This window comes from uncultured Fibrobacter sp., assembly GCF_947305105.1.
Lineage (GTDB): Bacteria > Fibrobacterota > Fibrobacteria > Fibrobacterales > Fibrobacteraceae > Fibrobacter.
The window spans coordinates 38,248-62,536 of sequence record NZ_CAMZCS010000003.1; the positions used below are offsets into that span (position 1 = coordinate 38,248).

Consider the following 24,289-nt stretch of genomic DNA (forward strand, 5'->3'; position numbering starts at 1 on the left):
TGCCTCACTTTGTCTACATGCTCCGTTGCTTGGGCAACCGTATATATACGGGCTACGCGACGGATGTAGAAGCTCGCTTTGAACAACATAAGGCTGGGAAGGGCGCGAAATTTACGCATGCGTTTCCGCCTGAATGTATCTTGAAAACTTTTGAACTTGAAAGCCTCGAAAAGGCCCTGCGCCTGGAGGCCCGTGTCAAGAAATTGCCCCGCCTGCAAAAAGAAAAACTTGTCGCGGGTGACGAAACTTTGACCGAAAAGTTAATGGCGGGGCTTGCCGAAACGTTGGTGGAAAAAAAGACCCGTGTGCGCCGCGAGCGCCGTGCCAAAGGTGCTACAAAACGCCGTGCAAAATCTAGCCGAAAAGCCTAGTAAAAAACCTAGCTGATAATGAGGTCAATGACCAAGTAAATAGCCATCGCTATGCTTGTCGCACTGATGAAGTGCTGTATGAACTTGTTGCCTTTTTTGCGCTGCAAAAAGCTTCCGCAGTAGCCGCCCAGCCAGGCACCCGCTGCCATCACAATGGCGATGGGCCAGTTGATTTTGCCTGCGATGCCGAGTACAGTGGTGCTGATAAGCAGGAACACGTTGGTGAGCGTATTCTTGAGCGCGTTCACGCGGATGGGATCGAGCCCGGTGTAACGCGTGAGCCCGAAAATTTGTACAAAACCCACGCCCACTTGCACAATGCACCCGTAAATGGAAATCAGTGCGAAGCCGAGGGCGCCTTTCCAGGTGAGTTTTTCTGGTGGCATTGCAGGTGGCTTACCGAGAATGTCTTTGCGCAGGTTGCTCATCACCACGACGAGGCAGATGACGCAGGCGAGTATGGCCTGGAATGTGCGGTCGCCGATGTGCACCAGGAAAACGGCTCCGATGGCGGTTCCGGCGATGGTGGGCAGGAGCAGCTGCAGGAAAATCTTCTTGTTCAGGTAGCCGTGCTTCATCAGGTTGATGGCGCTGCTGAAATTCCCGATGATAAGCCCAATGCGGTTCGTGCCGTTTGCGACGGTCGCGGGCATGCCGAGGAATATCATGATGGGCAAGCTCAGTGTGGAACCGCCGCCTGCGATGCTGTTGATGAGGCTGACAACTAACCCAAGGATAAAAAACGCTGGGTACTGCGCGTATTGCCAAACATCGGCGTCAATCACTTCTGGAGTTCCTTCTCGAGGAATTGCCTGTTCTCTACGACAGTCTTCTTTTGGCTGTTATCCGGATATTCGCTCATGCACTTGTCCAGCGGGGCGATGGCCTGTTTGAGGAGTTCGCGCTTCTTTTCGGGGTCCTTTTGCTTCTGGGCCTTCGCGAAAAGGTTTGAGGTTTCCTTGCGCTGGGTGTTGCAGTAGGCGTCGGCAAGTTCGCGGTATTTTGCGTTGGCTTCTTTGCGCAACTTGCTTGCCTTGAGCTTGTTCAGCAGTTCCTTGGCATCTTTGTATTTGCCGGCCTTGATGAATTCGTCGGCCTTGGCGAGGGCAGCGGCGGGGTCGTGCGATTCCCAGTACTTGACGGCGGCGGCATCGGTTGCCTGTGCCGCTTCGCGGATATGGTCGACGAGCGCCTGGATGTGGAGTTCTACTTCAAAGTCGCGGTAGCGCATCTGGAACTCGGTCACCTTTTTCTGGGCTTCGGCGAATTGCGCCTTGTCGTCGGCGAGCGCCTTGATTTCGGCGTATTCCTTTTTCGCCTTGGCGAGAGTGTTCTTGTAGGCGACTTGTTTCTGTTCCGTGGCCCACTTGGTCAGTGCATCGCCGGGCTCAAGCGAAATCAGGCTGTCGGCGGTCTGTGCCACCATGCTGTATGCGGCGCGGGCGCGGTTCATGTTCTGGATTTCGAGGACAAGCGGCTCGTATTGCTTTGCTTTTTCGGCACGGGTCTTGTCGAAGGCGAGAATCATGGAGTCGGTCTTGGCTTCCCACTGCGCCCAGAGCGGCTTGATGACGCGGAAACGCTGCAGGTAGGCTACGGCCGAGTCGGCGAGGCCCGCTTTGTAAAGCGCATTGGCGTGGGCGAAAACACCGTCGACGAGGGTCGGGAATGCCGTGTAGGGGTCGACAGGAGCCGGCTGGCCGTTGCCGATGTCGGTCAGCGGGACGGTTTCAGATGCTTTGGAAGGGACGCTTGTCGTGGTTTCTGCGGTGGGGGTGGCACTGTCCGCCGACTGCATGGTAGACTGACTGGTGCCAGATTCGCTTTCCGGTGCAGTTGAGGGCTGCCCGCTGCTGTCACGTTCTGCATTGACAGAAGGTTCGCCGGAGGGGTCTGTCTCGGGGGAGGGCGCATTACCCACGCACGCCGCAAGAGCAAAAGCCGATAAAAGTAAAAGGAAGTGCTTCATCAAAAAGTAAATATAGGTAATAGGGGAGAGGCTAGAGAATAGAGACTAGAGGCTAGTGAATAAGAATCACGCACTTCGTGCGTTAATAACAGACGGCGAAGCCGTGATATTTTCCCCTAGCCTCTAGATCCTAGATTCTAGTCTCTAATCCGCTTCTATAGGCACAAATGCGTTCCCGCCTAATCCTTCAGGCAAATCCCAGTCATCGTCTTTGGGCATTGCTGCGGCCTTCGGGGCTACAGGCTGTCCAGCGGCAGCGGGGATGTCCTGTGCAGGCTGCGGGGCGGGCGGCTGGCTCATGGAGCCAGCGTCGGGGCCGATGGCCCCGTCTATGGCGGGCGCGCCGGAGTCGGTCACGGTGGGCATCGGCATGCTGGTGAGTATTCCCATTTCGGCACTTGCTGCCGCTGCACGTTCCTGCACCTGCGGCGGGGTGAATCCCGGCACGTCGAGCCACGGGAGCGGCCTGCCTTCGGCACTGCTCGCGCCCGCCATCGCCCGCCCTGTCATCGGGTCGACCGTGAGTTCTCCGCGTTCGTTTGTCAGGATCAGCGGGACTTCGCCACTGGCCATCATGGAAATATCGAGGAAGTCGATTTGTTCCGGGATACCGAGGATTCCGATTTCTTCTTTTGCGAAAGCCGCCCATTGCGGGAGGCCTCCCGAAGCACCTGCGATACGTGTGCGTCCGGACTTTAGCGGCTTGTTATCGTCGAAGCCTACGTAGCTACCGATAGCCACCACGGAATCGAGCGCAATGCCATTCTTGTCTTTAACATAGGTGGGGAGCGCTCCCATGAACGCTACGTTGCGGTAGTCGTTCGTGGTACCCGTCTTGCCGAGGGCCGGGTAGCGCAACTTGGTTGTCCCTTCGGAGTTCGATACGGTGATGCTTGCATACTGGCTGCGGGCGGTTCCGTTCTTGAACACGGAACGTAACATCGCACCCATCTGCGTGGTGACCGTTTCATCCAAGACAACCTTGCTTTCGGTGTCGTTCTTGAATATGACTCGACCATCGCGGTTCTTGATTTCTTTGATAAGGCAAGGTTCGGCCCAGTCGCCGTCTTTGCACTTGAACACCTTGCCCGTGAGAATGGTCTGGTAGGCCGTGGTAATTTCGCTCAAAGTAATGTCGTTCACGCCGAGCGGCATGCTGAACACCTTCTGCAATTTCTGCTTGATGCCGATTTCGCCTGCAAACCTTGCGAATTCCGACATGGCGAGTGCGCGGCGGTAGTCGGGCCAGTTACGCAGATGTTCGGGATCGAGGTAGTCGCTTTCGGGGTCGGTCGGTTCGACCATCGTGCTCAGACGCTTGAAGTCGGCCAGCGTGAAGTTCGGGAAGAGTTCTTCTGCTTCGAGCGAAGCGAAAGTTTCGGTGAGCCCGTTCATGAGAATTTCGTTTTCACGGTTGCGCAGGACCTCGGAGTAGTTCTTGAAGTTGTGGCGCAAGTAACGGATAGCCGATGCGTCGCGCTTGGCTTGCTTGATGCCTACGTCGGTATAGCTCCCGTAGCGCAACGCCTGCATAGCGCGGGCCTGTGCGTACAGTCCTTCGTTCTTGTAGCGTTCCACGAGGGCGTCGCGTGCTCGTGTGAATTCAATTTCGCGCTTTACGTCTTCTTTCATGGTGAGGCCAAACTTGTCGCGCAGTCTCTCGAAGAATGCCTTGGATTCCTCGTCGGGGAGGCGAGCCATTTCGTTCTGTGCCGCGACCATGGAGAATTCCTCGTCGCTCAATTTGTCGAGCAGGTGCTCCAGCAGCCAGATGCTTGCGATGTTTTCTGAGCGCGTGGCCGCCCAGGCGATGCTTACCACGTCACCCTTGTTCTTGTGGTCGGGGCGCGGGAAGTAGAACTGGTTCACGTACTGGAACGCGTTGTACTCGTTCTCCAATTCATCGAGGTAGTTCCAGTGGTACTTGAGTGCGAGTGCGAAAAGCAGAGGTTTCCAACTAGAACCAAGCTGGCGTAGCGCCTTGAAGCTGCGGTCGAAACCCGTATTGTGGAAACCGCCTTGGCTTGCGATGACCTTACCGTTCTGCAGTGCGAACAACGCTCCTTGCAGCACCGGTTCCGTCTCTATCTTGCACGGGGCAAAACCATCTTGCAGTTCGTCCGAAAGGATGCTCACTAGGAGGATGGCTCCCTGCTTGAGTTGCGAGGCGAGAATCTTGTTCACATCGCCGCCAACCTGCTTTGCAAATTCCTTTACGGCCTTTTCGGTGACAATGCCTTTGAGCTGGCCAAAACTGAGCGTGAGCGACTTGAGTTTTCCGTTCTCGTCGAAGAATACGCTGTCTACAGCGCCGTAGAGGTAGTCGCCTTTGCGGGCGCTCTGGGCGCGGTTCGCGAATTCGGCCTTGGGCAGCACGAAACCGCCCAGCTGCATCTGCAAGTTGCTGATGTTGTTCTGGAGGGCGCGCTTCGCGGCATCTTGGCTCTTGCCGTCGAGCGTCGTCACGATGACGAGCTGTGCCTTGCGCCAGTCCTCGATGCCTTCTTTTTGGAACAACTCGTGGAAGTAATCGTTGTCGAGCTTTTCTTCGAGGCGTTCGAGCGTGGTGCTCATGGTAAAGCGGAAGTTGCCGTGGTTGAATTCAAGCGGCTTGGCGAGCGCCTTTTCCATGTCTTCTTTTTCGATATAGCCTTCGTCGAGCATGCGTTCAAGCACGTACTTTAGGCGTTCTTCGCCACGGGCAATCGCCTTTTCGCGCCGTTCGGTGGTGCGCTGGATAAAGGGGTCGTAGTTGAACGGGCCCTTGACCGAGCCTGCAATAAAAGCGCATTCAGCGAGTGTGAGGTCCTTGAGTTCCTTGTTAAAGAAGTACTGTGCTGCGATGGCGACACCCTTACCCGTACCCGAGACGTGGAACTGGTTCAGGTAGAATTCCAGGATTTCTTCTTTGCTGAAGTGCTTTTCCATGCGGAGCGCATTCATCAGTTCCTTGAGCTTTTCCTTGACGCTGCGTTCCTCGCGGCCGAAGATGTTCTTGACCGCTTGCTGGGTGAGCGTGGAGCCTCCCTGGCGGAGGTGTCCCTCGCGGATGTTCCTTGCCATGGCGCGCGCGAAGCCGTGGAAGCTGAATCCGTTGTGATTCCAGTAGCCGGCATCTTCGGCGGCCACCAGCGCATTGACGATGTTCACCGGAATGTCGCCGTAAGGCACGTACACGCGGTGGTTCGCATCGAAGAAGGCTCCGAGCAGTTCGTTACCGTCGTTAAAATAGACGCGGGTCTCGCCGCTGAGCACCTGGAGGATGGTGTTACGGTTGAACTGGTTGTCTGGATCCTGTTCGGGGAGGATTTTGAAGACGACGATGTATGCGGGGATGCAGCAAATGAGGCCAACGAGGGCGAAAGCCGCGGTGATTTTCAGCAGTTTTTTTAGACGACGCATTTTGGAAGACTATATATATTATGAACGGGTATAATCTAGAATTTTTGAAAGGAGACCGCCCATAATATTGCGGAAAGGGGCGGATTTTGGCGAAAATGGGGCGCAGAGGTCCCAAAAAATGATGCTTTTTCGGCCATTACCCTTGAAAAAAACATGAAAATTAAGTAAAATTTGTGTCCCCAAGATGGGAAGATGGCCGAGCTGGCCGAAGGCGCGTCCCTGCTAAGGACGTATAGGACTTAATCCTATCGCGAGTTCGAATCTCGCTCTTCCCGCTGAAAAGGCCCCGAGTCTTACGACCCGGGGCTTTTTTGTGTCTCCTGCAGAAACAGTCTTTTATTCCCAGGATTCCTGGGCGTGTTCACGTTTTTTGATATGCCTCTTGTGGATGTACATGAAGGCGTCGGCACGCTTGAGTACGTCTGCCGGGGTTTTATCTACCTGGGAGTCAAATTCAGCGATGCCCGCAGCAAACGAAATCCTGTCGGCGCGCAAGGGCTCGTTCGGCTCGCGCAGCGAACGCAGCTTGTCCAACAGCGCATCCCTTTCTTCGTAATCGGAACCCTGCACGACAATGACGAATTCGTCGCCGCCGATTCGGTACACGGGGCTGTGCTTGAAGGTCTCGCAGAACGCACGGCAGTTGGTTTTGATGAACAAATCCCCCGCTTCGTGCCCGAGCTGGTCGTTCACGATTTTTAGGTTGTTCAAGTCGCATTCAATGATAGCGAATTCAACAGACTTGCCCTGCTCTATGTCGCGGAGGAGTTCGTCCGATTTCTGGTTGAATGCGGCGCGGTTGTTCACTCCGGTGAGCGGGTCCCTGCTGGCGATAAGGGTGGTCCGCATCAAGTCGTGCTTGAGTTTTTCCGTTTCTTCTTTGATGCGTTCTTCGTGGCTGATGTTGTGCATACCGATGACGTAGCCGGTCAGGTTGCTCTCGCTGTCGTGTACGATTTTCAGCTCGTAGAATTCAATTACGTTGTCTATTTTTACGCGGACGCGGGTGACGAAAGTCGGTTCCTTGGCCAGTTCGGAGATGCTGTTCTCGCAGGAGCCATGTTTGAGGAATTCGGGGAGGTCTTCCGGCACGATGACGGTGCGCAGGAACTTGTCCAGTTTTTGCGTGGAAGGTAGACCGCTGTTGATGTCTTCGTCAAAAATTTGTTTGAACCTCGGGTTCATCGTCTGGAATCGTACATCTTTGCGCTGCGTGTCGATGTAGCAAATCAAGTCGAAGTCGGCCGAGAGTGCCGCCATGATGGCGCTGTCTTGCCGGTAGATGGTTTGCCGGGTCATGTGGATGACGACATGCGTGAAGATGACGCAGCAACCCAGCATGTAGCCGATGGAGAAGAACGGAGCGAATGGGAAGAACAACTGGAGAATCCCGCAAATGATAGGGGCCAGCACGCAGAGGAACACGGCCGTGAATTTCCGGCGGTCCTTCTTTTTGATGCCGGTCTTCATCTTGATAAGGCAGACAATCCCGATAAAGATGTAGGTCGCGTATTGCATGTAGAACAGGTACTGCGCCGTTATGGTTTTGCGGTAGTACCCGGATTCGTTTACGCTGAAAAGGAACTGGTACTTGATATTGATGAGCAGGAGCGCGAACTGTGCCACCACGAGCAGGAGTGCGGGGATGCGGTACGCTTTGGGGTGGTGGATGCGCTTGCCCAAGTAGCAGAGGGTGTAGTCTAGCCACAGGTACGCCGTGATGGCTGCCGCGGCAAAGAAAATCGTGGTGGATGCGAACAGGAGTGTTTCGTGGTGCGGGTGGTTTGTCGCGATGATTGCCCAGATGCCGTCGTTGAGGCAGAATAAAATAACCCAAATGACGAGCCTAGCGAAGGAGCGGTCTTGGGGGTCGCGTTTATCCCAGGTTTTTTTGAATTGCGGTAGGGATACCAGCAGTACGATGGCACAAGTTACAGCCATCAGTGAATGGAGCAAACTTTCCATGTCCGTAATATAATATATTCGCAAGCATAAAATATTAATTTAACGTAAAAAAATAGTGCCAGTTTGTTGCGAATGGGCGTTGTGCCAGTATATTAAGAAAGTGCTAGAGGTGTGTATGGGAAAAAAGTTCATGTTTGCACTTGGGGTTGTTTTGGCTACCGCACAGGCGTTCGGTGCCGTGTATTATGTTGCACCCGACGGTAACGACAGCAATGCCGGCTCGGAGAAAAAGCCCTTCGCGACGCTCAACAAGGCGAACAAAGTTGTGTGTGCTGGCGACACCGTTTGGATTCGCGGCGGCATCTACGACTTGCACGATACCGTCTTTTACGAACGATACAAAATGACGGCGGGAATACTCTTGACCGCGAGCGGCGAGAGCGACGACAACCGCATCCATTACCTAGCCTATCCGGGCGAGCGCCCGATTTTTGACGCGACCAACCTCCCCGTGGCCGAAGGCGAAGAACATAGCGACGGTACACCCGAAGGAGCGATGTACACCTCGCCGTTCGTGATTGCGGCAAAGTACTTGCACCTGAAGGGCTTCGATGTCCGCAACACGCCCATGATACACAATTCCAATTCGGGCATTTTCATCTACGCGAGCAAGCACATTTTCTTAGAGCAGATAGACAGCCACCACAATGCCGGGCCGGGATTCTTCGCGCACGACGGTGCATCGGGCGGCGGCGGACATCTCTTTTTGAACTGCGATGCCCACGACAACTACGACCCCACCGATTGGCAGGGCGACGGCGAGAATGCCGACGGCTTTGGCGTGCATTACCAGTACGATGGCGACACCACCAAGTTCGTCGGGTGCCGCGCCTGGTGGAATAGCGACGACGGCTATGACGTGCTGGCCCAAGAATTCCCCGTCGTCGTGGAAAACAGCTACGCCATGGGAAACGGCTACATCCATTACGGGACAAGCAAACCGCCTAACGGGAATGGCAACGGGTTCAAGATGGGATACAGCCGAAACGACAAGGGTAGACACATCATCAAAAATTGCGTCGCCTGGAACAATGTGGCCACCGGTTTCTATTCGAACTACACGGCCATCGGTAGCACATGGATCAACAACACTTCCTACAAAAACGGTGATCGCTCTTTTGGCATGCCCTCGACTCTTTACGCTGACGATGAAAGAACTCGCATTGCCGAAGTTGTTCCGCTCACGGGCGACAAGGCGCACGTACTCAAGAACAATATCGCCTTCCCGAACAAACTATCGCAAATCGGGACATGCTGGGAAAAGATATCGAGCCAGGACATTGACCATTATGTGGATTGCCCGGCCGGCGAAAACAACACCTGGAACCTTGATTTGGACTTGACCGAAAACGACTTTGTGAGCCTCGACGACCCCAGTATGACCGTCACCGGCGAAGACCTCTCGACGATTCCGGGAATGCTTGGCCCCCGCAATGAAGACGGCAGCCTGCCCGAAGTGGACTTTTTGAAACTCAAGAAAGGGAGCCGCGCCATCGACAAAGGCGAAGATGTCGGGTTGCCATTTGCCGGGAAAGCCCCAGATTTAGGAGCGTTCGAATACGGGATGCCCGCATCGAGCAGTGTCGCGAAGTCGAGCAGTTCTGCCGGCAAATCAAGTAGTTCGGCCCGCAAATCAAGCAGTTCTTCAAAGAAGTCTTCGGCTATCGCAATGCAATCCAACGTGATTGCAGGAGTGCAGGTGCCCGCGGATGTGTTTGATATGCAAGGGCGCTACCTTGGAACGATGCCTGCAGAAACATTGCGAGGCGATATCGCAGAAGCCCTGCGCGTGCAGTTCCATGTGGCAGGAATCTACCTCGTCCGGCACGGCAAAACGATCCAGCAAGTCACGGTGAAGTGAAAGTTCGGAATTCTTAATTAAATAAAAATTTTTTTCAATGCTCCTATTGCTTTTTGACAATAAATTTTATAAAATTTAATTGCATACAATTAAACAAAATGCAATGAAATGCGGTGCAATAAAACACCATCACCCAAAAAACGGAGGTTCACCATGGCGACCATCTACGATTTTACCCTCACCGACGGCAAAGGCAACCAGGTCCCGCTCGCAAACTTCAAGGGCAAGGTGATGCTCATCGTGAACACCGCGACCGGCTGCGGCTTTACCCCGCACTACAAGCCCATCGAGCAGATGTATTCCGATTTCCACGACAAGGGTTTCGAAGTCATCGACATTCCCTGCAACCAGTTCAAGGGCCAGACCCCCGGCACCGACGACGAAATCCACGAATTCTGCACGCTCAACTACGGCACCGAATTCCCGCAAATGAAAAAGTCCGACGTGAACGGCCCCGACGCACTCCCGCTCTACACCTACCTGAAATCGCAGAAAGGTTTCGAAGGCTTCGGCTTTGGCGTGAAGGCCGCCGCCATGGCGCTTTTGCTCAAGAGCATCGACAAGGACTACAAGAATAATCCGGATATCAAGTGGAACTTCACCAAGTTCGTGGTGGACCGCGAAGGCAATGTGATCGCGCGCTTCGAACCCACCGCCGACATGGACGACGTGCGCGCCTGTGTAGAAAAGTTGCTCTAGGAGCTGCCATGAACTGCCCCCAGCTAAAACTCGAAAACCAGCTGTGCTTCCCGCTGTATGCCGCGTCCAAGGAGATCACGCGCCGCTACGCCCCGTACCTGGAACCGCTCGACCTCACGTACACGCAGTACATTGTGATGCTCGTGCTGTGGGAAGAAAAAAAGTGCAACGTCTCGGAACTCGGAAAAAAGCTGTTTCTCGATTCCGGGACGCTCACCCCGCTTTTAAAAAAGCTCGAGGCCAAGGGCTATGTCCAGCGCACCCGCGAACAGAGCGACGAGCGCTGCCTTTCCGTAAGCCTCACCGCCGAAGGCGAATCGCTCAAGCGCAAGGCCGCAAGCGTCCCCAAGTCCATGGCCAGCTGCGTCAACCTCTCCGACACCGAAGCCAAGACCCTGTATACCCTGCTGTACAAGGTTTTGGACGGGCTTGGGGAAGGGTGAGTTTTTTTCCTAATTCTCTACCAGCTTGGTGGAGTTTTTTATTTTCTAATTCCGCAATAGGTTGTTGACGGATTATTTTCCATAATCTATATTGTTCCCCGTAGTTCAATAATCCTCGCGACAGTCGACATAGACCATTCGGTCCGTACGTGCATTCGCGGCGAGGCCCATCAACCTTCTTGTTGATGTTGTTGGATAGCTGGCAGGAACACGACCTGCTCGAGTGTGCCCGCAAGGGTGCCAGGTAACGCCGGGGAAAGCCCCCGCCAACAGCACCGCAGGATCATCCCAATCAAATAAAAACGCTATAGCACAAAGTGCGCCGTATTTGTCGGCGTGTCTGTGTTTTTGTTTCACTATCGGAATTGCGTGACAGCATAAACGATAGGATAAAGAAAGGCGAAAAAATGGATGAAAGTATAAAAGACGAAATACGGGCCCTGCTCAATGATTTGGAGAGCGACCGGATTGAGCGGACAATCTCCACAACGAATACGGATAAGTTTGGTCAAGCCATTTGCGCATTTGCCAATGATTTGCCTAATCATCAAATGCCGGGATTTTTGTTCCTAGGCGTGCTTGACAACGGCGAAATTCAAGGTGTTGATGTGACCGATGAACTGCTGAAAAATGTCGCCGCCATCCGTACAGATGGAAACATCCAGCCGCAGCCATCTATGATCGTCGAAAAAGTTTCTATGGAAGAAGGCGAGATTGTCATGGTAAAAGTGGACCCGTCGGTATTTCCTCCCGTCAGATACAAAGGGCGAATCTGGATTCGTACAGGCCCGCGTAGGGGCGTGGCCAACGAAAATGACGAGCATATCCTCATGGAAAAAAGGCGCGCCAACGTGAAGTCGTTCGATTCTTCTCCCTGCTTGAATGCGACGATAGATGACTTGGACTTGCGACTTTTCAAGCATTATTTTTTGCCCAAGGCCATGTCGGATGAAGAACTTGAAGCAGAAAACAAGGCGAATAGCGATGTAAGATACCAGCTGAGCGCTTTCGGTTTTTTTGATGTGTTGCATAATTGCCCGACTAATGCAGCAATGTTGTTCTTTGCCAAAAACCTGCGGAGATTTATTCCCGGCGCTTATGTTCAATATGTGCGTTTCGCGGGCAAGGATCGTTCCGGGGACATTTTGACAGAACATGAGTTCAAGGGAAACCTCTGTACGGCTCTGCCAGAACTCGACACATTCATCAAGACGACCATTGCAAACCGGCGCCCCGTACCTGTCAGCGCGTTGCGAGAGGAATCCGTGGTGGATTACCCCGATTGGGCGACTCGTGAGTTGCTGATGAACGCAATTTGCCATAGGGATTACACCTCGCATGGCCCCATACAGTTTTACCAGTTTGATGACCGGATCGAAATCATGAACCATGGCGGTTTGTATGGCCGTGCGAACGAAGAAAACTTCCCGAATGTGAACGATTACCGCAATATCGTGGTTGCCGAGGCAATGAAGGTTCTTGGATTTGTCAACCGTCATAGCCGCGGTGTATTGAGGGTGCAGAAAGAGCTGGTCGCCAACGAAAACGGGGAGGCAATTTACGATTTTGGTTACCAAACAGCGGTCTTGGTATGCGAAAAAAGGTCACCATTAGGGGACCGAATGACTGCTGCTGCAATCGCTAATGGCTATTTGACCGAAAATGACAAAATTCGTTCAAATTCAGCAATTTCGGACGAAAAACCGTCACAAAAAGGGACAAAAAAAGGGACACGAAAAGGGACAAAAATAAAGGTTCCTGTGTTTCCATCGAAAATTGTAGAGGATGTTTTCGAGGCGTTAAAAATCAATCCGAAGGCAAGGTTGTCTTGGCTTGCCGATAACCTTGGCGTTAGCGAAAGAACAATCAAGCGAGCTGTAAACGACCTGAAAGAACTCGGCTACATAAATTCCGAGCATTCCAAAGTAAAAGGCGTTTGGCAGTTGCTGAAATAAAAACCATTAACCAAAAGTGAGGAAAAAATGGACTATACATTTACAGAAAAAGAAACCGAAATGATGTTCAATTGGGGCTATACCTCCGAAATAGAGCATGGTTTCGAAGCTGAAGAACAAAAATTGTACGATAAGTTGGAACGGATCTTTACTCCGTTGCAAAAAGAGAAAAGTGAATCTCGTAAGATTGTAGAATTTTTTGAAGAAATATGCGATACATATAAGGGAGTGTCATATTCTTTGCGAATTCCTGGGGGCAATTGTATAAGATTCGTTGATATTGATAAGGATCTTTGCTTTGACACGAAGAAAACGAAATACACGGATGTGGTGCTTGAGGTGTCAAAAATGATAAATAAGTTGAAACTGAAGAAGCGGGAGGCAAAATAAGAAACATCTAATTCTCTAACGAGCTGTTGGAGTTTTTGCATTTTCGTTTTATCGGCAGCCAACTGCTACCGATTTATGATTGTTACAAATTAAGTCCACTGATGGCTGAATTGGTGATTTGAAAATCAATATGCAAAAAGGAGATTGTATTTGATGTTCAATGCTTTACTCGCTTGGCTGAAAGATGAGAAAGTCTTCCTGAAAGTCCAGGCGGGCACCGGCGACAACCTGCTCGAAGAAGACATCCGGGAAGGGTTCACCGACTATTGCCTATGGTCCACGTTCCGGCCGGAATGCATCGACACCGACGGCGAGCTCGACATGGAATGCCTGGACAGCGGCATGGTCCTGTTCTGGGAAAACTGCACCCCCGGAGAGGCGCTGGAATCGAGCTACCAGCAAGCCTTCGGCACCGCCTTCGACAAGGACGACATCGCGGTACTGATGGAAGAATAACAACCCCCTCGAATTCGAGGGGTTTAAATTCACCGCCCTTTCATGCTCTCCTGGATTTTCTCGATGACTTCTGCGGGAGTCACGAAGTCCAGAACGCTGAACGCAGTCATCTCGTTGCCCATATCCTTGAACGAGGCCCCGAAGTGATACACCTTGTCGTCGACGAGCAAAAAGCGGTCGTGAATCGTGCGCATTGTCTTTAAATCCAGGCCGGGATATTGCTTTTTGTGCAAATCCGCAGCCGCCCTGAACTCGGGAGTGATACGCGCTGAATAAATAGCCGCCTGCACGCCCTTCGCACGCATCGCTGCGAATTTCAGCACCTCAATGGTGGCGAACGGGTCGATGAACACCACGGAACGCTTGGCCGATTTCACGAGGTCTGCAATCAGCACAAACCCGTCGAAACGAGTTCCTGTTGCGAGAATGCCGCCGGTTGGCGCCTGCGCCGCATTCACGAAGAAATCTATTCGCTGCTCGACCGCGGAAAGGCGGGAATCCTGTTCGGCGACAGACTTCCGGACATCCGCGATTTCTGCGCCCTGACTTTCGATGAGCTGCCGCTGTTCATGCAGACGGTCCGCAATCTGCAAATCCGTCGCAATCTTCCGCTGGTTCACGGCATAGCCCTTGAGCATGTAGTCTTTAAGGACGTGATTTGCCCACTGGCGAAAACGCGTGCCAGCAATAGATTTAACGCGATAGCCGACAGAGATGATTACGTCAAGGTTGTACAGGACGACCTCAGAAATCTGCGTTTTCCCTTTAATTGCGCCATGGGGAGTGGTATGTGCAAAATTTGCACATACCACTTTTGAATCCAGTTCGCCCTCCTTGAATACGTTTTTGATATGCTTTGCGATGACGGAACGTTCTCTTTCGAACAGCATGGACATCTGCGCCTGCGTAAGCCACACTGTCTCGTTCTCCACGCGCACCTCCAGCCGCACTTCTCCCTCCGGCTGGTAGAGCACGATTTCGCCTTTTTCTTCGTTTTTCGACATTTTCGACTCCTTTTGGGCATAAAAAAAAGACCGTCCCTACGGGAAACGATCTATCAATACCACCCTTTCTGGTGCATAAGGCAATATACAAAAATTGTCACCAGTGGTGTCAAAATGTTTTCGGGAAAATAATGCTTTATAACAAAAAGGTTAATATTTTTTGCAAATAATTAACCTTTAGGTTATAGAAATGCCAACTTGGAATCACGACTGCGGTTCCATAATTCGGATTGAACTGTCGCAAAATTTGCGACAGTTACCCCCTCGAATTCGAGAGGTTTAAAATCATAAATGGAAAAGTAATGTGCAAAATTTGCACATTACTATTACCCATATGTTCCAAAACGGAACACGTGCCTTTCTCTGTCACAATTTGTCACTCCGCCGGATCTATATTTCTGCGCATGAAATCACTCGCAAACACCATCTACTCCTGTTTCAAGGACAAGGGCGAATTCTCGCTCAAGGACGCCTATTCCGAAAATTCCGACAAGCCCAAGGAAACCGTCCGCGCGCGCATCTACGACAACCTCGGCGTAAAATTCGAGCGCGTCGCCAAGGGCCTGTACAAGACAATCGAGGGCGACGAAAGCTGCGTCGTGATAGAAGGCGACGGCCGCGACCTCTCCATGCTCGGGGACGCCTCCATCGACTGCATCCTGACCGACCACCCGTGGCTAGACAAGAAGTCCAACAAGGGCGGCGACCGCAACTTCGCCACGTACGACTGCTTCAGGTACACCCTTGACGACTTCAGGGAAAAAGCCCGCGTGCTCAAGGACGGCTGCTTCCTCGTCGAAATCCTCCCCGCCGAAAACGAGAACAACTACGATTACCTCTACCAGATAAAGAAATACGCCGAACAGTGCGGGCTGCTCTACTACTCGAAAGTCACCTGGAAAAAGGGGAACTTTGTCAGCAATACCGGGCGCAAGTCCAAGAACACCCAAGACGTGATGATATTCTCGAAAGGCACGGCGCGCAGCCTGCGCATCGACGCCAAGAAGACAAAAGACACCGGGACGCCCCAGTACATGAGCGGCACCGCGCAGATGCTCCCCGCCATGTTCGACATCCCGCCCGTCGCAAGGAAGAACAAGATACACCAGAGCGAACTCCCGCTGACCCTGTGCGAAAAAATCCTCCAGTTCGTGACCAGGCAGGGCGAAACCGTGCTTGACTCCTTCGCCGGCAGCGGCGTCGTGGGGGAAGCCGCACTGAATTTGAAACGGAACTGCATCCTGATAGAACTCGCCCACAGGAACATCCTCAAAATCAGGGACCGGCTCGCAGGCAACCCCTTCTTCCGAGAAGCATTCTGGAAAGCAAGCCCGCCCCTTGGCAACCTGAACGGATAAAGGGAGGGGGAAGCCTTGCATTTTAAGCTGTCAAGTAATCCTTGACAACTCAACTCCTCAATAATTTTGAGGAGTTGCCACAAACGGTGTGATAACTTATACAATTTGGCATTCACAACACCTTTTGAGGCGCAATTTTATATAGTTTTCACGTCAGTGAGCATTGTTTTTCTTGATATTGAGGTTTCTACATCCAGCAACAAGATTATGGATCTTGGTGCGGTTAACGACCAAGACTCCACTTTTCATAATTCAATCCAGGGTGACTTTCTGAATTTTGTGAAAGATGCCGAATTCATCGGTGGTCACAACATTCTAAATCATGATTTAAAATATTTGGCGCATTTGGATTTGCGGAAAAAGAAGGTGATTGACACTCTTTATTTGTCGCCTTTGATGTTCCCAATGAGGCCAAGTCACAAACTGCTGAAAGACGACAAGATCCTTAGTGACGCTCTGAACAACCCCTTGCTTGATGCGCAAAAGTCAAAAGGCCTCTTTTATGATGAGGTTAACGCCTTCAAGGCGTTGGATAACGATTTAAAAGAAATCTATTTGAACCTTTTGAAGGGAACAGCGGAATTTAAGGGCTTTTTTGAATTCCTGGGATATTCTGTTTCGACGAAAAAGTTTTTAGGCATTTTCCAGAACGGTTCTGAATCTAAAAATACAGCAAACCTTATCAAGAAACGTTTTGAAGGTTTGATTTGCGAAAACGCCGACATAGATACGTTTGTCACAGACCGCCCCATAGAACTAGCATACGCCTTGGCAGTAATCAATTTAAAAGACAAGCGTTCCATAACGCCGGCCTGGGTTCTGAAGAATTACCCATACATAGAAAACATTCTTTTCTTGTTGCGCAATAAGCCTTGCCATAAGAAATGCGCCTATTGCGAAGGCAAGCTTGACGTTAGGAAAAAACTCAAAACGTTTTTCGGCTACGATAATTTCAGAACGTATGATGGTGAACCGCTACAGGAGCAGGCGGCCGCAGCTGCGGTAAACAACGATTCCCTGCTTGCAATCTTCCCGACAGGTGGCGGCAAATCGATTACGTTCCAATTGCCCGCTTTAATGGCTGGTGAAAACTACAAGGGATTGACGGTTGTCATTTCTCCTTTGCAGTCCTTGATGAAAGACCAGGTGGACAACCTGAATAAAAAGGGAATTGTGGATGCCGTTACCATAAACGGTTTGTTGGATCCAATTGAGAGGGCTGAATCCGTAGAACGAGTGGAATCGGGTTTAGCGTCGCTCCTGTATATTTCACCGGAGTCTTTGCGCTCCAAGACCATAGAAAAACTGTTGCTTTCAAGGCAAATCGCACGTTTTGTGATCGATGAAGCGCACTGTTTTTCTAGCTGGGGCCATGATTTCCGTGTCGATTACCTTTATATAGGTGACTTCATCAGAAAAATTCAGGAACAAAAGATAGGTTCCAATAGAATTCCTGTTTCTTGCTTTACGGCTACGGCAAAGCAGAAGGTGGTTCAAGACATCTGCGATTATTTCAAGCGGAAATTGGATCTTGATTTAAAGATTTTTGCAACCAAGGCGACTCGAGCCAATTTGACTTATCATGTCATCTACCAAGAGGATGATGACCAGAAATATAAGACCTTGAGGTCCCTGATTGAGCAGAAGAATTGCCCCACGATCGTCTATGTTTCTAGGACAAAGACCACGGCGGTTCTTGCCGAGAAACTGAACCAGGATGGTTTTGTTGCGCGCGCATTCAACGGCAAGATGGACAGCCGTGAAAAAGTCGAAAACCAGAATGCCTTTATCAACAATCAGGTGCAGATTATTGTTGCCACGTCGGCTTTTGGCATGGGCGTTGACAAGGACAATGTTCAGCTTGTTGTCCATTATGAAATTTCCGATTCGCTAGAGAATTATGTTCAGGAAGCTGGCCGTGCAGGGCGAAACCAAAGCCTGGAGGCCGATTGCTACGTTCTTTTCAACGAGAAAGATCTGGACAAACATTTCTTGTTGTTGAACCAGACAAAACTCAGTTTGAGCGAGATTCAGCAAGTTTGGAAAGCCATCAAGAGTCTTACCAAGAATCGGTCGATCTTGAAGCGTTCCCCATTGGAAATTGCTCGCGAAGCAGGTTTTGACGACCCCAACGGGGATGTGGAAACTCGTGTCAAGACGGCAATCCTTGCGTTGGAAGAAGCTGGCTATATTGAGCGTAGGCAAAATTGCCCAAGAGTGTTTGCGACGGGCATAATGGTCCAAAATATGGACGAGGCCCGTAGAAAGATTACGGCTTCGACCCTTTTTGACGAGAAGCAGAAAGAAGCCGCTTCTAGAATCATGAGTCTCCTGATTTCCGAAAGGAGCACGTCAAAAGCCGATAGCGATGAAGCAGAATCCAGAATCGACTATATTGCCGACATTTTGGGTTTGAAATGTAGCGAAGTCCAAGAGTCCGTTCAGCTATTACGCGCAGAAAACATTCTTGCAGACACCAGGGATTTGACCGCATATATCAAGAAATCCGAAGGCGAGAATAAGTCGAAGGGAGTCATAAACCGTTTTGGCCAAATGGAAAATCTCCTTCTTTCGAAACTGGAAACGGGTAAAACCATTTTCAACTTGAAGGAATTGAACGAAGAGGCGATGGCGTCGGGTATCAAAAAATCTAGCGTCAAGGATTTCAAGACAATATTATTCTTTTGGATGATCAATAATTTCATCGAGAAGAATTATTATTCTGATGTCAGTACGAAAATAGAATTGAAGGTGCCACTGGACACCTTAAAGAAAGATTTTGACCACCGTATTCAGTTATCACGGTTTATCGTTGAACATCTGTATCAAACGAATTTGAAAGTAAGGCCAAATCAACGTGAAGAAGCGCTGATTCAATTTTCCGAAAAGGAATTGTTGGCTGCCTATGAAGACGAGATTTCGCTTTTCACCAAGGAAACGGTCTCTTACAAGGATTTGGAAAGGTCTTTGCTTTATCTTTCCAAGACGAATTCCCTACAGATAGAAAACGGCTTTTTGGTCTTGTATAATGCTCTTGAAATACACAGAATCGAAAAGAACAATTTGATAAAATATAAAGTCGACGACTACGAAAAGCTGAATAATTTCTACAAGATGAAAATGCAGCAGATTCACATCGTTGGCGAATACGCCAACATGATGGTTCGCGATAGCAAGCAGGCGTTGACTTTTGTGAGCGATTATTTTGCCTTGGAATACAAGATGTTCCTGAAGAAATATTTCAAGGGAAATCGCGAAGACGAAATCAACCACAACATCACTCCACAAAAGTATCATGAAATCGTTGACGAGCTTTCGCCGCGGCAGAGAGAAATAATAGAAGATAAGGACAGCCAGTATATAATGGTTGCCGCCGGGCCAGGTAGCGGAAAAACGCGAGTACTGGTGCATAAACTGGCTTCGCTGATGCTGCTGGAAGATGTAAAGCACGAACAATTGCTGATGCTGACATTTTCACGGAGTGCCGCAATTGATTTTAAGGAAAAGCTGCGCAAGCTGATTGGAAATGCCGCTGTTTATCTGACCGCGAAGACGTTCCATTCTTATGCCTTTGATTTGCTTGGAAAGATGGGTGACCTGAACGAATCTGATTCTGTTATCGAAACAGCGGTGCAGATGATTCGCGAGGGGGAAATTGAACAAAGCAAGATAACGAAAAAAGTCCTTGTCATCGATGAAGCCCAGGATATGGATGAGCACCAGTTTGCTCTTGTCCAAGCGTTGATTGAGCAAAACGAAGACATGCGCGTAATAGCCGTCGGGGACGATGATCAAAATATTTTTGAAGGGATTCACAAGAAAAATGGTTCCGGTTCTGTAAATTTGAGCAAGTTTACAGAGATCTACAATGCGAAAAAATACGAACTTGTCGAAAACTATCGAAGCATAAAGCCGGTGGTAGATTTCAGCAATCGCTTTGTGCAGGATATCCCGAACCGTTTGAAAGAGAACCCCATCGTTTCTGTAAGGGAAGGTGTCGGAGCAGTAAGGATTCGAAGGTTCGCTTCTACGAGCCTGGAATACCCGGTATTGAACCATCTGAAGAAATATCCTCCTCTCGGGACAGTGGGCGTATTGACCCAGACCAACGATGATGCGTTAAAGGTCATGGCACTTTTGAATCATGAAAAGATAAAGGCGAAGTTAATCCAAGATAGCGATGGATTTGCCTTGCACGAACTGATAGAATTCAGAAGTTTCTTGAAGTGGGTCCAAAAGGAAAATGAACCGATTATCAGTACGGAAGATTGGAACCTTGCCGTTGAAAAGCTGAAAGAGAAATACCAAAAGAGTTCCATACTTGACATTTGCTTGCGAGCCCTTGACGTTTACAAGAGCCAGAACGACCGTCTTTATCAAAACGACTTCAAACTATTCTTGATGGAATCCAAAATTTCGGACTTTGAAAGAGGAACGAAGAAAGAAGTTGTTGTATCGACTATTCACAAAGCCAAAGGACGTGAATTCGATAGAGTTTATGTGATGGTGAAAGACCAACGAATGAACACGGAGGAAGGAAGACGTGTTCTGTATGTTGCGTTCACTCGTGCGAAGAATCAATTGTACGTTTTCCATTGTTGCCCCTTCTTGGAAGAGTATGCGCCCGAGAAACTAATAGATAAAGCCGAGTATCCAGAACCGGCAGAAATCATTTGCCAGTTCGGGCACAAAAATTTGTGGCTTGATTATTTCTATGGCGAAGCATCGGGTGAAGGCCCGGAATTGAAGAAAAGGGTTTTCGCACTATGTGCGGGAATGCCGTTGCGATTTAGGAACGGTTGCCTGTATGATTCTTCTTCATCCAAAAATGCGATTGCCGTTTTGTCGAAGGACGCAAAAGCAAAAATAGCGCACCTAGAAGAACTGGGCTATGTCGTGAAAAAAGTCAAAATCCGTTACATAGTCGCTTGGAAAAACAAAGAACGCGAAGATGAGTGCCCGATTATTCTGCCAGAAATAGAACTGGAAAGAAGAGGGTAGTTCTTCGGGATTGTTTTGAACTATTACATTTTGACTAAATTTCACAAATCTAAAAATGAGGCTAGTTTAGGCTTTATGTCTTTTTCCTGAGCGCAGCAATTGGTAAAATTCATTTTTTTCATTACCCCTAGATATATACTCATCATAGAGATAATCTGTTAACAAAGAAATAATCTCACGATAATATTGTGTTGCTTGAGCTTTTTCTGGCCAGCCATCATCTTTTTTGCTTTGAAAACGTAACGCATCTTTTATCAGATCTCGGTTTTGACCGGAAATGAACGAAATACGGCTTTGTATATCGTTGTATGCAGATAATGGCGAATAATTATAAAAATTACGAGTTTGCGAAGGAAATGTTTCTCCATATGTTTTCACATATTCATTCAAAGTAGCATATATAGCCCTTTCATCAGCATCGGCAAATCTATATATCTCTTTTTTTACTATATCGGGCAATACCTTCCATAAAGCCTCATGCGTATTGTCTTTTCTGTGCACAAAAGAAACGACAATTTGATTATCGTCGTCAGATTCATCCATTTCTGCCCAAAAGTAATAATTCCCTTTATAAAAACGAATCAGATTATCGCCAGACAACGTTTGATTTATTAGATTTTCTATTTCATTCGCGTTATTTTCGTCAACAAAAACAAAGCCTCTATGAAGGAAAAGGAGTAAAATAAATGATGAAAAAAATAAATCATAATACACCGTCACAAATTTCCAATTGAATGGTCTCTTCAAAGCGTCTATACACTCATGCTGACGCATCCTCTTTATTTGGAAAAGTGACACCTCAGTAATCAGCATTTTGTAGAATTCTTCTTTAAGGAAGGTTATCTTTGTTGATTCAGAATCCTTTTCAAATTTTTTCGCATGTTTTTTGATTAATTCAATTATTGTCCAAAAATGAGCTTTTTTTGGTGTGACTGATGTGCCTACTAGGGGCAACAAAAATCTATTTCTTATATTTAAAAAACCTTGGCCATTCAGATATATACTACTCAAAATATATCATCCTCGTCAATAGAGCTATATTTAGAATACTCCCTCAATTGAGCTTTCATGTCTGCAACCATCTTTGTGACGGTTGCATTACTGGAACCCACATACGAATCATATGATAAATTAGATATCGGAGTCAGAACATCTTTTAAATTTTTCACCTTGATGTTTTGATACTTATCAAAAGCTTTGTCTATACACTCATTAAAAATTGCAAAAACAGCCTTAAATAAAGAGCCATTCGTTAATTTCACTTTCTCGTTATGGCAACTATTCAACACTTGGTCCGCGGCTTCTAAATAATTTTTTACAGCCTTGCAAACAAGATTAACATCTTTTTCTTTAAAATAACCACTTTCTAGTATATTTTTGGTAGCTTCATTAAAAGTCAATCTTGATATGTAGCCAACTCTACTTTTATTTGCGGAAAAACGCCCTGCCAGTACACTATTCTTGTCCAAATAGTCAAAAAGAGTTCGCTGTTTTTCTTCTAAAGACGTTTCTTTTCCAGCAATGTTTTTTATATCCAGCAGTAAAGTTGCTGGGACTCCCTTTTGATTTGTATTAATGTCAATGAAAAGATTCACTTCTGCAGTAATATTTAAATTATTGAAAATTACAACAGGAACTGCGTAATCCTCTTTTGCTAAAAAATAACCAAATAATCTATGTTGTCCATCCAAAACAAGAAACGAATTTTTACTAATGCTAAAAGTCAGTTCTGATTTCTTTTTATCATAAGATATATTTGAGATATTCTGGGCACTTAGGATCAATGAAGACGGTATGCATTTTTTTCCACTATCTAGATATGCAGCAATATTTTTCGCTCTATTTTCATTCAATGTTCTCTGGAAGCCTTTTCGTGGGTCGGATTCTCTTCGCGAGACAAAACAAACCTCCTTTAATATTGAGCTTGACATGACGGCAGAATAAAAAACGATTCCATTTTGACTACAAGGAATTGCTTTAATTGATTGACTTTTTTGTTTAGACATCATTCGCCTCTGTTGGACATTGTTTGTTTTATTATTAAGTAATAATAACATTAATCTTTATCTTTTTCAACTGCAAATTAGTATAAAGATATTTTTCATTGTTTAATATGTCCCAGAAAAAACGTAATTTTTATAATTTACCCAAAATTACATTTAGTAGAGGTAGAGCCGAACCATCGGATAATATTTGTTAGTTGAGCCGATGCTCTGTCGAAGGGAGTCCTCCCTATAAAGATCCAGAAAATCGCCAATGTTGAAGGATTGTTCAATAAGAAGAATTGCTATAGCATGATAATCGGCAAAATTGAGTCGATTGATTCAGCAATTAAGCAGGGGCTCTGGAGCTTCCTTGTGGTAAGATCTCCGGGCGACTTCAGAGTGAGGAGGATGTTCGGAAATCAGAAAAAATTTTTCCCGATTTCGGCGGCTTTTATTTTTCATATGTCACAAATTGACATCATTGTAAATATATATATTTTCATCCATGAAGTCTCTCGCAAATTCTATTTATTCCTGTTTCAAGAAAAAAGGTGAATTCTCGCTCAAGGAAGCCTATTCCAAAAACTCCGACAAGCCTAAGGAAACTGTTCGCGCAAGAATTTATGACAATCTCGGAATAAAATTCGAACGTGTCGCTAAAGGTCTATACAAAACCATCGATGGCGATGAGAGCTGTGTGTTAATAGAAGGTGATGGACGAAATCTAAGTATGCTTGATGATGCTTCTATCGACTGCATCTTGACGGACCATCCTTGGTTGGATAAAAAATCAAACAAGGGTGGAGACCGAAATTTTGCCACATACGACTGTTTCAAATACAATCTGGATGATTTTAAGGAAAAAGCACGCGTCCTCAAGGACGGCTGTTTTCTTGTTGAAATTCTCCCTGCTGAAAACGAGAACAATTATGATTACCTCTATCAAATCAAGAAGTATGCAGAGCAGTGTGGATTACTCTATTATTCTAAAGTCACATGGAAGAAGGGAAATTTTGTCAGTAACACGGGTCGCAAATCTAAAAATACTCAAGACGTGATGATTTTTTCGAAGGGTAAGGCTCGAAACCTTCGAATTGACGTGAAAAAGACAAAAGAAACTGGTGAAATCCACCATATGAGCGGAACTACGCAGATGCTTCCAACGATGTTCGATATTCCACCAGTTGGAAAGGGCGACAAAATTCACCAAAGTGAACTGCCACTAACCTTGTGTGAAAAAATCCTTCAATTTGTGACAAAACAGGGTGAAATAGTGTTAGATTCCTTCGCTGGAAGTGGAGTTGTGGGGGGATGCCGCATTAAATTTGAAACGAAATTGCATCCTGATAGAACATGCGCATCGGAATATTGTTAAAATTAGGGGTAGGCTTGCTGGCAACCTTTTTTCAAAGAGATGTTCTGGCATGCGA

17 protein-coding genes and 1 tRNA gene are annotated in these 24,289 nt (G+C 48.3%); 11 read left to right on the plus strand and 7 right to left on the minus strand.

The features are described from left to right. The first annotated feature begins 17 nt into the window (after window positions 1–17). Complete coding sequence (locus Q0Y46_RS02270; protein WP_297944387.1) at window positions 18–371, plus strand: GIY-YIG nuclease family protein; 354 nt, start codon at window positions 18–20, stop codon at window positions 369–371. An 8-nt stretch (window positions 372–379) separates the two neighbouring features. Here Q0Y46_RS02270 and Q0Y46_RS02275 read toward each other — a convergent pair whose 3' ends face one another. The 3 genes from Q0Y46_RS02275 to Q0Y46_RS02285 form a co-directional block, all read right to left on the minus strand. Then, the gene (locus Q0Y46_RS02275) at window positions 380–1,156 is read right to left on the minus strand and encodes a sulfite exporter TauE/SafE family protein (protein WP_297944390.1); all 777 of its coding nucleotides are present in this window, start codon (window positions 1,154–1,156) and stop codon (window positions 380–382) included. Next, on the minus strand, window positions 1,153–2,340 hold the full coding sequence (locus Q0Y46_RS02280) for a hypothetical protein (RefSeq protein WP_297944393.1): 1,188 nt from the start codon (window positions 2,338–2,340) through the stop codon (window positions 1,153–1,155). Before Q0Y46_RS02280 ends, Q0Y46_RS02275 begins: the two co-directional genes overlap by 4 nt. Window positions 2,341–2,484: 144 nt before the next feature. Further along, window positions 2,485–5,742 (minus strand): transglycosylase domain-containing protein, encoded by a 3,258-nt coding sequence (locus tag Q0Y46_RS02285; protein WP_297944396.1) that lies wholly within the window; start codon window positions 5,740–5,742, stop codon window positions 2,485–2,487. 186 nt (window positions 5,743–5,928) lie between these two features. Here Q0Y46_RS02285 and Q0Y46_RS02290 point away from each other — a divergent pair. After that, window positions 5,929–6,017 (plus strand) — tRNA-Ser (locus Q0Y46_RS02290). 61 nt (window positions 6,018–6,078) lie between these two features. Here Q0Y46_RS02290 and Q0Y46_RS02295 read toward each other — a convergent pair. Further along, window positions 6,079–7,707, minus strand: coding sequence for a GGDEF domain-containing protein (locus Q0Y46_RS02295; protein WP_297944399.1), 1,629 nt, complete (start codon window positions 7,705–7,707; stop codon window positions 6,079–6,081). A 115-nt stretch (window positions 7,708–7,822) separates the two neighbouring features. On the opposite strand from Q0Y46_RS02295, the gene Q0Y46_RS02300 reads away from it, so the two are divergent. The 6 genes from Q0Y46_RS02300 (at window position 7,823) to Q0Y46_RS02325 (ending at window position 13,511) form a co-directional block, all read left to right on the plus strand. Beyond that, window positions 7,823–9,568 carry a right-handed parallel beta-helix repeat-containing protein gene (locus Q0Y46_RS02300; protein ID WP_297944402.1) on the plus strand — a complete coding sequence of 582 codons (1,746 nt, stop codon included), beginning with the start codon at window positions 7,823–7,825 and terminating at the stop codon, window positions 9,566–9,568. Window positions 9,569–9,721: 153 nt separating this feature from the next. Beyond that, window positions 9,722–10,267 (plus strand): glutathione peroxidase, encoded by a 546-nt coding sequence (locus Q0Y46_RS02305; protein WP_297944405.1) that lies wholly within the window; start codon window positions 9,722–9,724, stop codon window positions 10,265–10,267. Window positions 10,268–10,275: 8 nt separating this feature from the next. After that, window positions 10,276–10,710, plus strand: coding sequence for a MarR family transcriptional regulator (locus Q0Y46_RS02310; protein WP_297944408.1), 435 nt, complete (start codon window positions 10,276–10,278; stop codon window positions 10,708–10,710). Between the two features lie 407 nt (window positions 10,711–11,117). After that, window positions 11,118–12,665 carry an RNA-binding domain-containing protein gene (locus Q0Y46_RS02315; protein WP_297944411.1) on the plus strand — a complete coding sequence of 516 codons (1,548 nt, stop codon included), beginning with the start codon at window positions 11,118–11,120 and terminating at the stop codon, window positions 12,663–12,665. 27 nt (window positions 12,666–12,692) lie between these two features. After that, window positions 12,693–13,055, plus strand: a complete 363-nt coding sequence (locus Q0Y46_RS02320) for a hypothetical protein (RefSeq protein ID WP_297944414.1) — start codon at window positions 12,693–12,695, stop codon at window positions 13,053–13,055. 153 nt (window positions 13,056–13,208) lie between these two features. Continuing rightward, window positions 13,209–13,511 carry a hypothetical protein gene (locus Q0Y46_RS02325; protein WP_297944417.1) on the plus strand — a complete coding sequence of 101 codons (303 nt, stop codon included), beginning with the start codon at window positions 13,209–13,211 and terminating at the stop codon, window positions 13,509–13,511. Between the two features lie 29 nt (window positions 13,512–13,540). Here Q0Y46_RS02325 and rhuM read toward each other — a convergent pair whose 3' ends face one another. Further along, entirely contained in the window at window positions 13,541–14,515 is a 975-nt protein-coding gene (gene rhuM / locus Q0Y46_RS02330; protein ID WP_297944420.1) for a RhuM family protein, read from the minus strand. 404 nt (window positions 14,516–14,919) lie between these two features. Between rhuM and Q0Y46_RS02335 the strand changes: the two genes are divergently transcribed. Both Q0Y46_RS02335 and Q0Y46_RS02340 read left to right on the plus strand, forming a co-directional pair. Continuing rightward, window positions 14,920–15,873, plus strand: a complete 954-nt coding sequence (locus tag Q0Y46_RS02335; protein ID WP_297944423.1) for a site-specific DNA-methyltransferase — start codon at window positions 14,920–14,922, stop codon at window positions 15,871–15,873. A 156-nt stretch (window positions 15,874–16,029) separates the two neighbouring features. Further along, window positions 16,030–20,874 carry a RecQ family ATP-dependent DNA helicase gene (locus Q0Y46_RS02340; RefSeq protein WP_297944426.1) on the plus strand — a complete coding sequence of 1,615 codons (4,845 nt, stop codon included), beginning with the start codon at window positions 16,030–16,032 and terminating at the stop codon, window positions 20,872–20,874. A 66-nt stretch (window positions 20,875–20,940) separates the two neighbouring features. On the opposite strand, the gene Q0Y46_RS02345 is transcribed toward Q0Y46_RS02340, so the two are convergent. Beyond that, window positions 20,941–21,885, minus strand: a complete 945-nt coding sequence (locus Q0Y46_RS02345; RefSeq protein WP_297944429.1) for a hypothetical protein — start codon at window positions 21,883–21,885, stop codon at window positions 20,941–20,943. Further along, a complete protein-coding gene (locus tag Q0Y46_RS02350) occupies window positions 21,882–22,880 on the minus strand; it encodes a DGQHR domain-containing protein (RefSeq protein ID WP_297944433.1) in 999 nt (332 codons plus the stop codon). Before Q0Y46_RS02350 ends, Q0Y46_RS02345 begins: the two co-directional genes overlap by 4 nt. Window positions 22,881–23,364: 484 nt before the next feature. On the opposite strand from Q0Y46_RS02350, the gene Q0Y46_RS02355 reads away from it, so the two are divergent. After that, a complete protein-coding gene (locus tag Q0Y46_RS02355) occupies window positions 23,365–24,234 on the plus strand; it encodes a DNA methyltransferase (RefSeq protein WP_297944436.1) in 870 nt (289 codons plus the stop codon). Window positions 24,235–24,289 lie beyond the last annotated feature (55 nt).

Coding starts and splice junctions, on each gene's coding strand:
- Q0Y46_RS02270 (WP_297944387.1), top strand. CDS start 18: ATGCTCCGTTGCTTGGGCAACCGTATATATACGGGCTACGCGACGGAT.
- Q0Y46_RS02280 (WP_297944393.1), bottom strand. CDS start 2,340: ATGAAGCACTTCCTTTTACTTTTATCGGCTTTTGCTCTTGCGGCGTGC.
- Q0Y46_RS02285 (WP_297944396.1), bottom strand. CDS start 5,742: ATGCGTCGTCTAAAAAAACTGCTGAAAATCACCGCGGCTTTCGCCCTC.
- Q0Y46_RS02295 (WP_297944399.1), bottom strand. CDS start 7,707: ATGGAAAGTTTGCTCCATTCACTGATGGCTGTAACTTGTGCCATCGTA.
- Q0Y46_RS02300 (WP_297944402.1), top strand. CDS start 7,823: ATGGGAAAAAAGTTCATGTTTGCACTTGGGGTTGTTTTGGCTACCGCA.
- Q0Y46_RS02305 (WP_297944405.1), top strand. CDS start 9,722: ATGGCGACCATCTACGATTTTACCCTCACCGACGGCAAAGGCAACCAG.
- Q0Y46_RS02310 (WP_297944408.1), top strand. CDS start 10,276: ATGAACTGCCCCCAGCTAAAACTCGAAAACCAGCTGTGCTTCCCGCTG.
- Q0Y46_RS02315 (WP_297944411.1), top strand. CDS start 11,118: ATGGATGAAAGTATAAAAGACGAAATACGGGCCCTGCTCAATGATTTG.
- Q0Y46_RS02320 (WP_297944414.1), top strand. CDS start 12,693: ATGGACTATACATTTACAGAAAAAGAAACCGAAATGATGTTCAATTGG.
- Q0Y46_RS02325 (WP_297944417.1), top strand. CDS start 13,209: ATGTTCAATGCTTTACTCGCTTGGCTGAAAGATGAGAAAGTCTTCCTG.
- rhuM (WP_297944420.1), bottom strand. CDS start 14,515: ATGTCGAAAAACGAAGAAAAAGGCGAAATCGTGCTCTACCAGCCGGAG.
- Q0Y46_RS02335 (WP_297944423.1), top strand. CDS start 14,920: ATGAAATCACTCGCAAACACCATCTACTCCTGTTTCAAGGACAAGGGC.
- Q0Y46_RS02350 (WP_297944433.1), bottom strand. CDS start 22,880: ATGTCTAAACAAAAAAGTCAATCAATTAAAGCAATTCCTTGTAGTCAA.
- Q0Y46_RS02355 (WP_297944436.1), top strand. CDS start 23,365: ATGAAGTCTCTCGCAAATTCTATTTATTCCTGTTTCAAGAAAAAAGGT.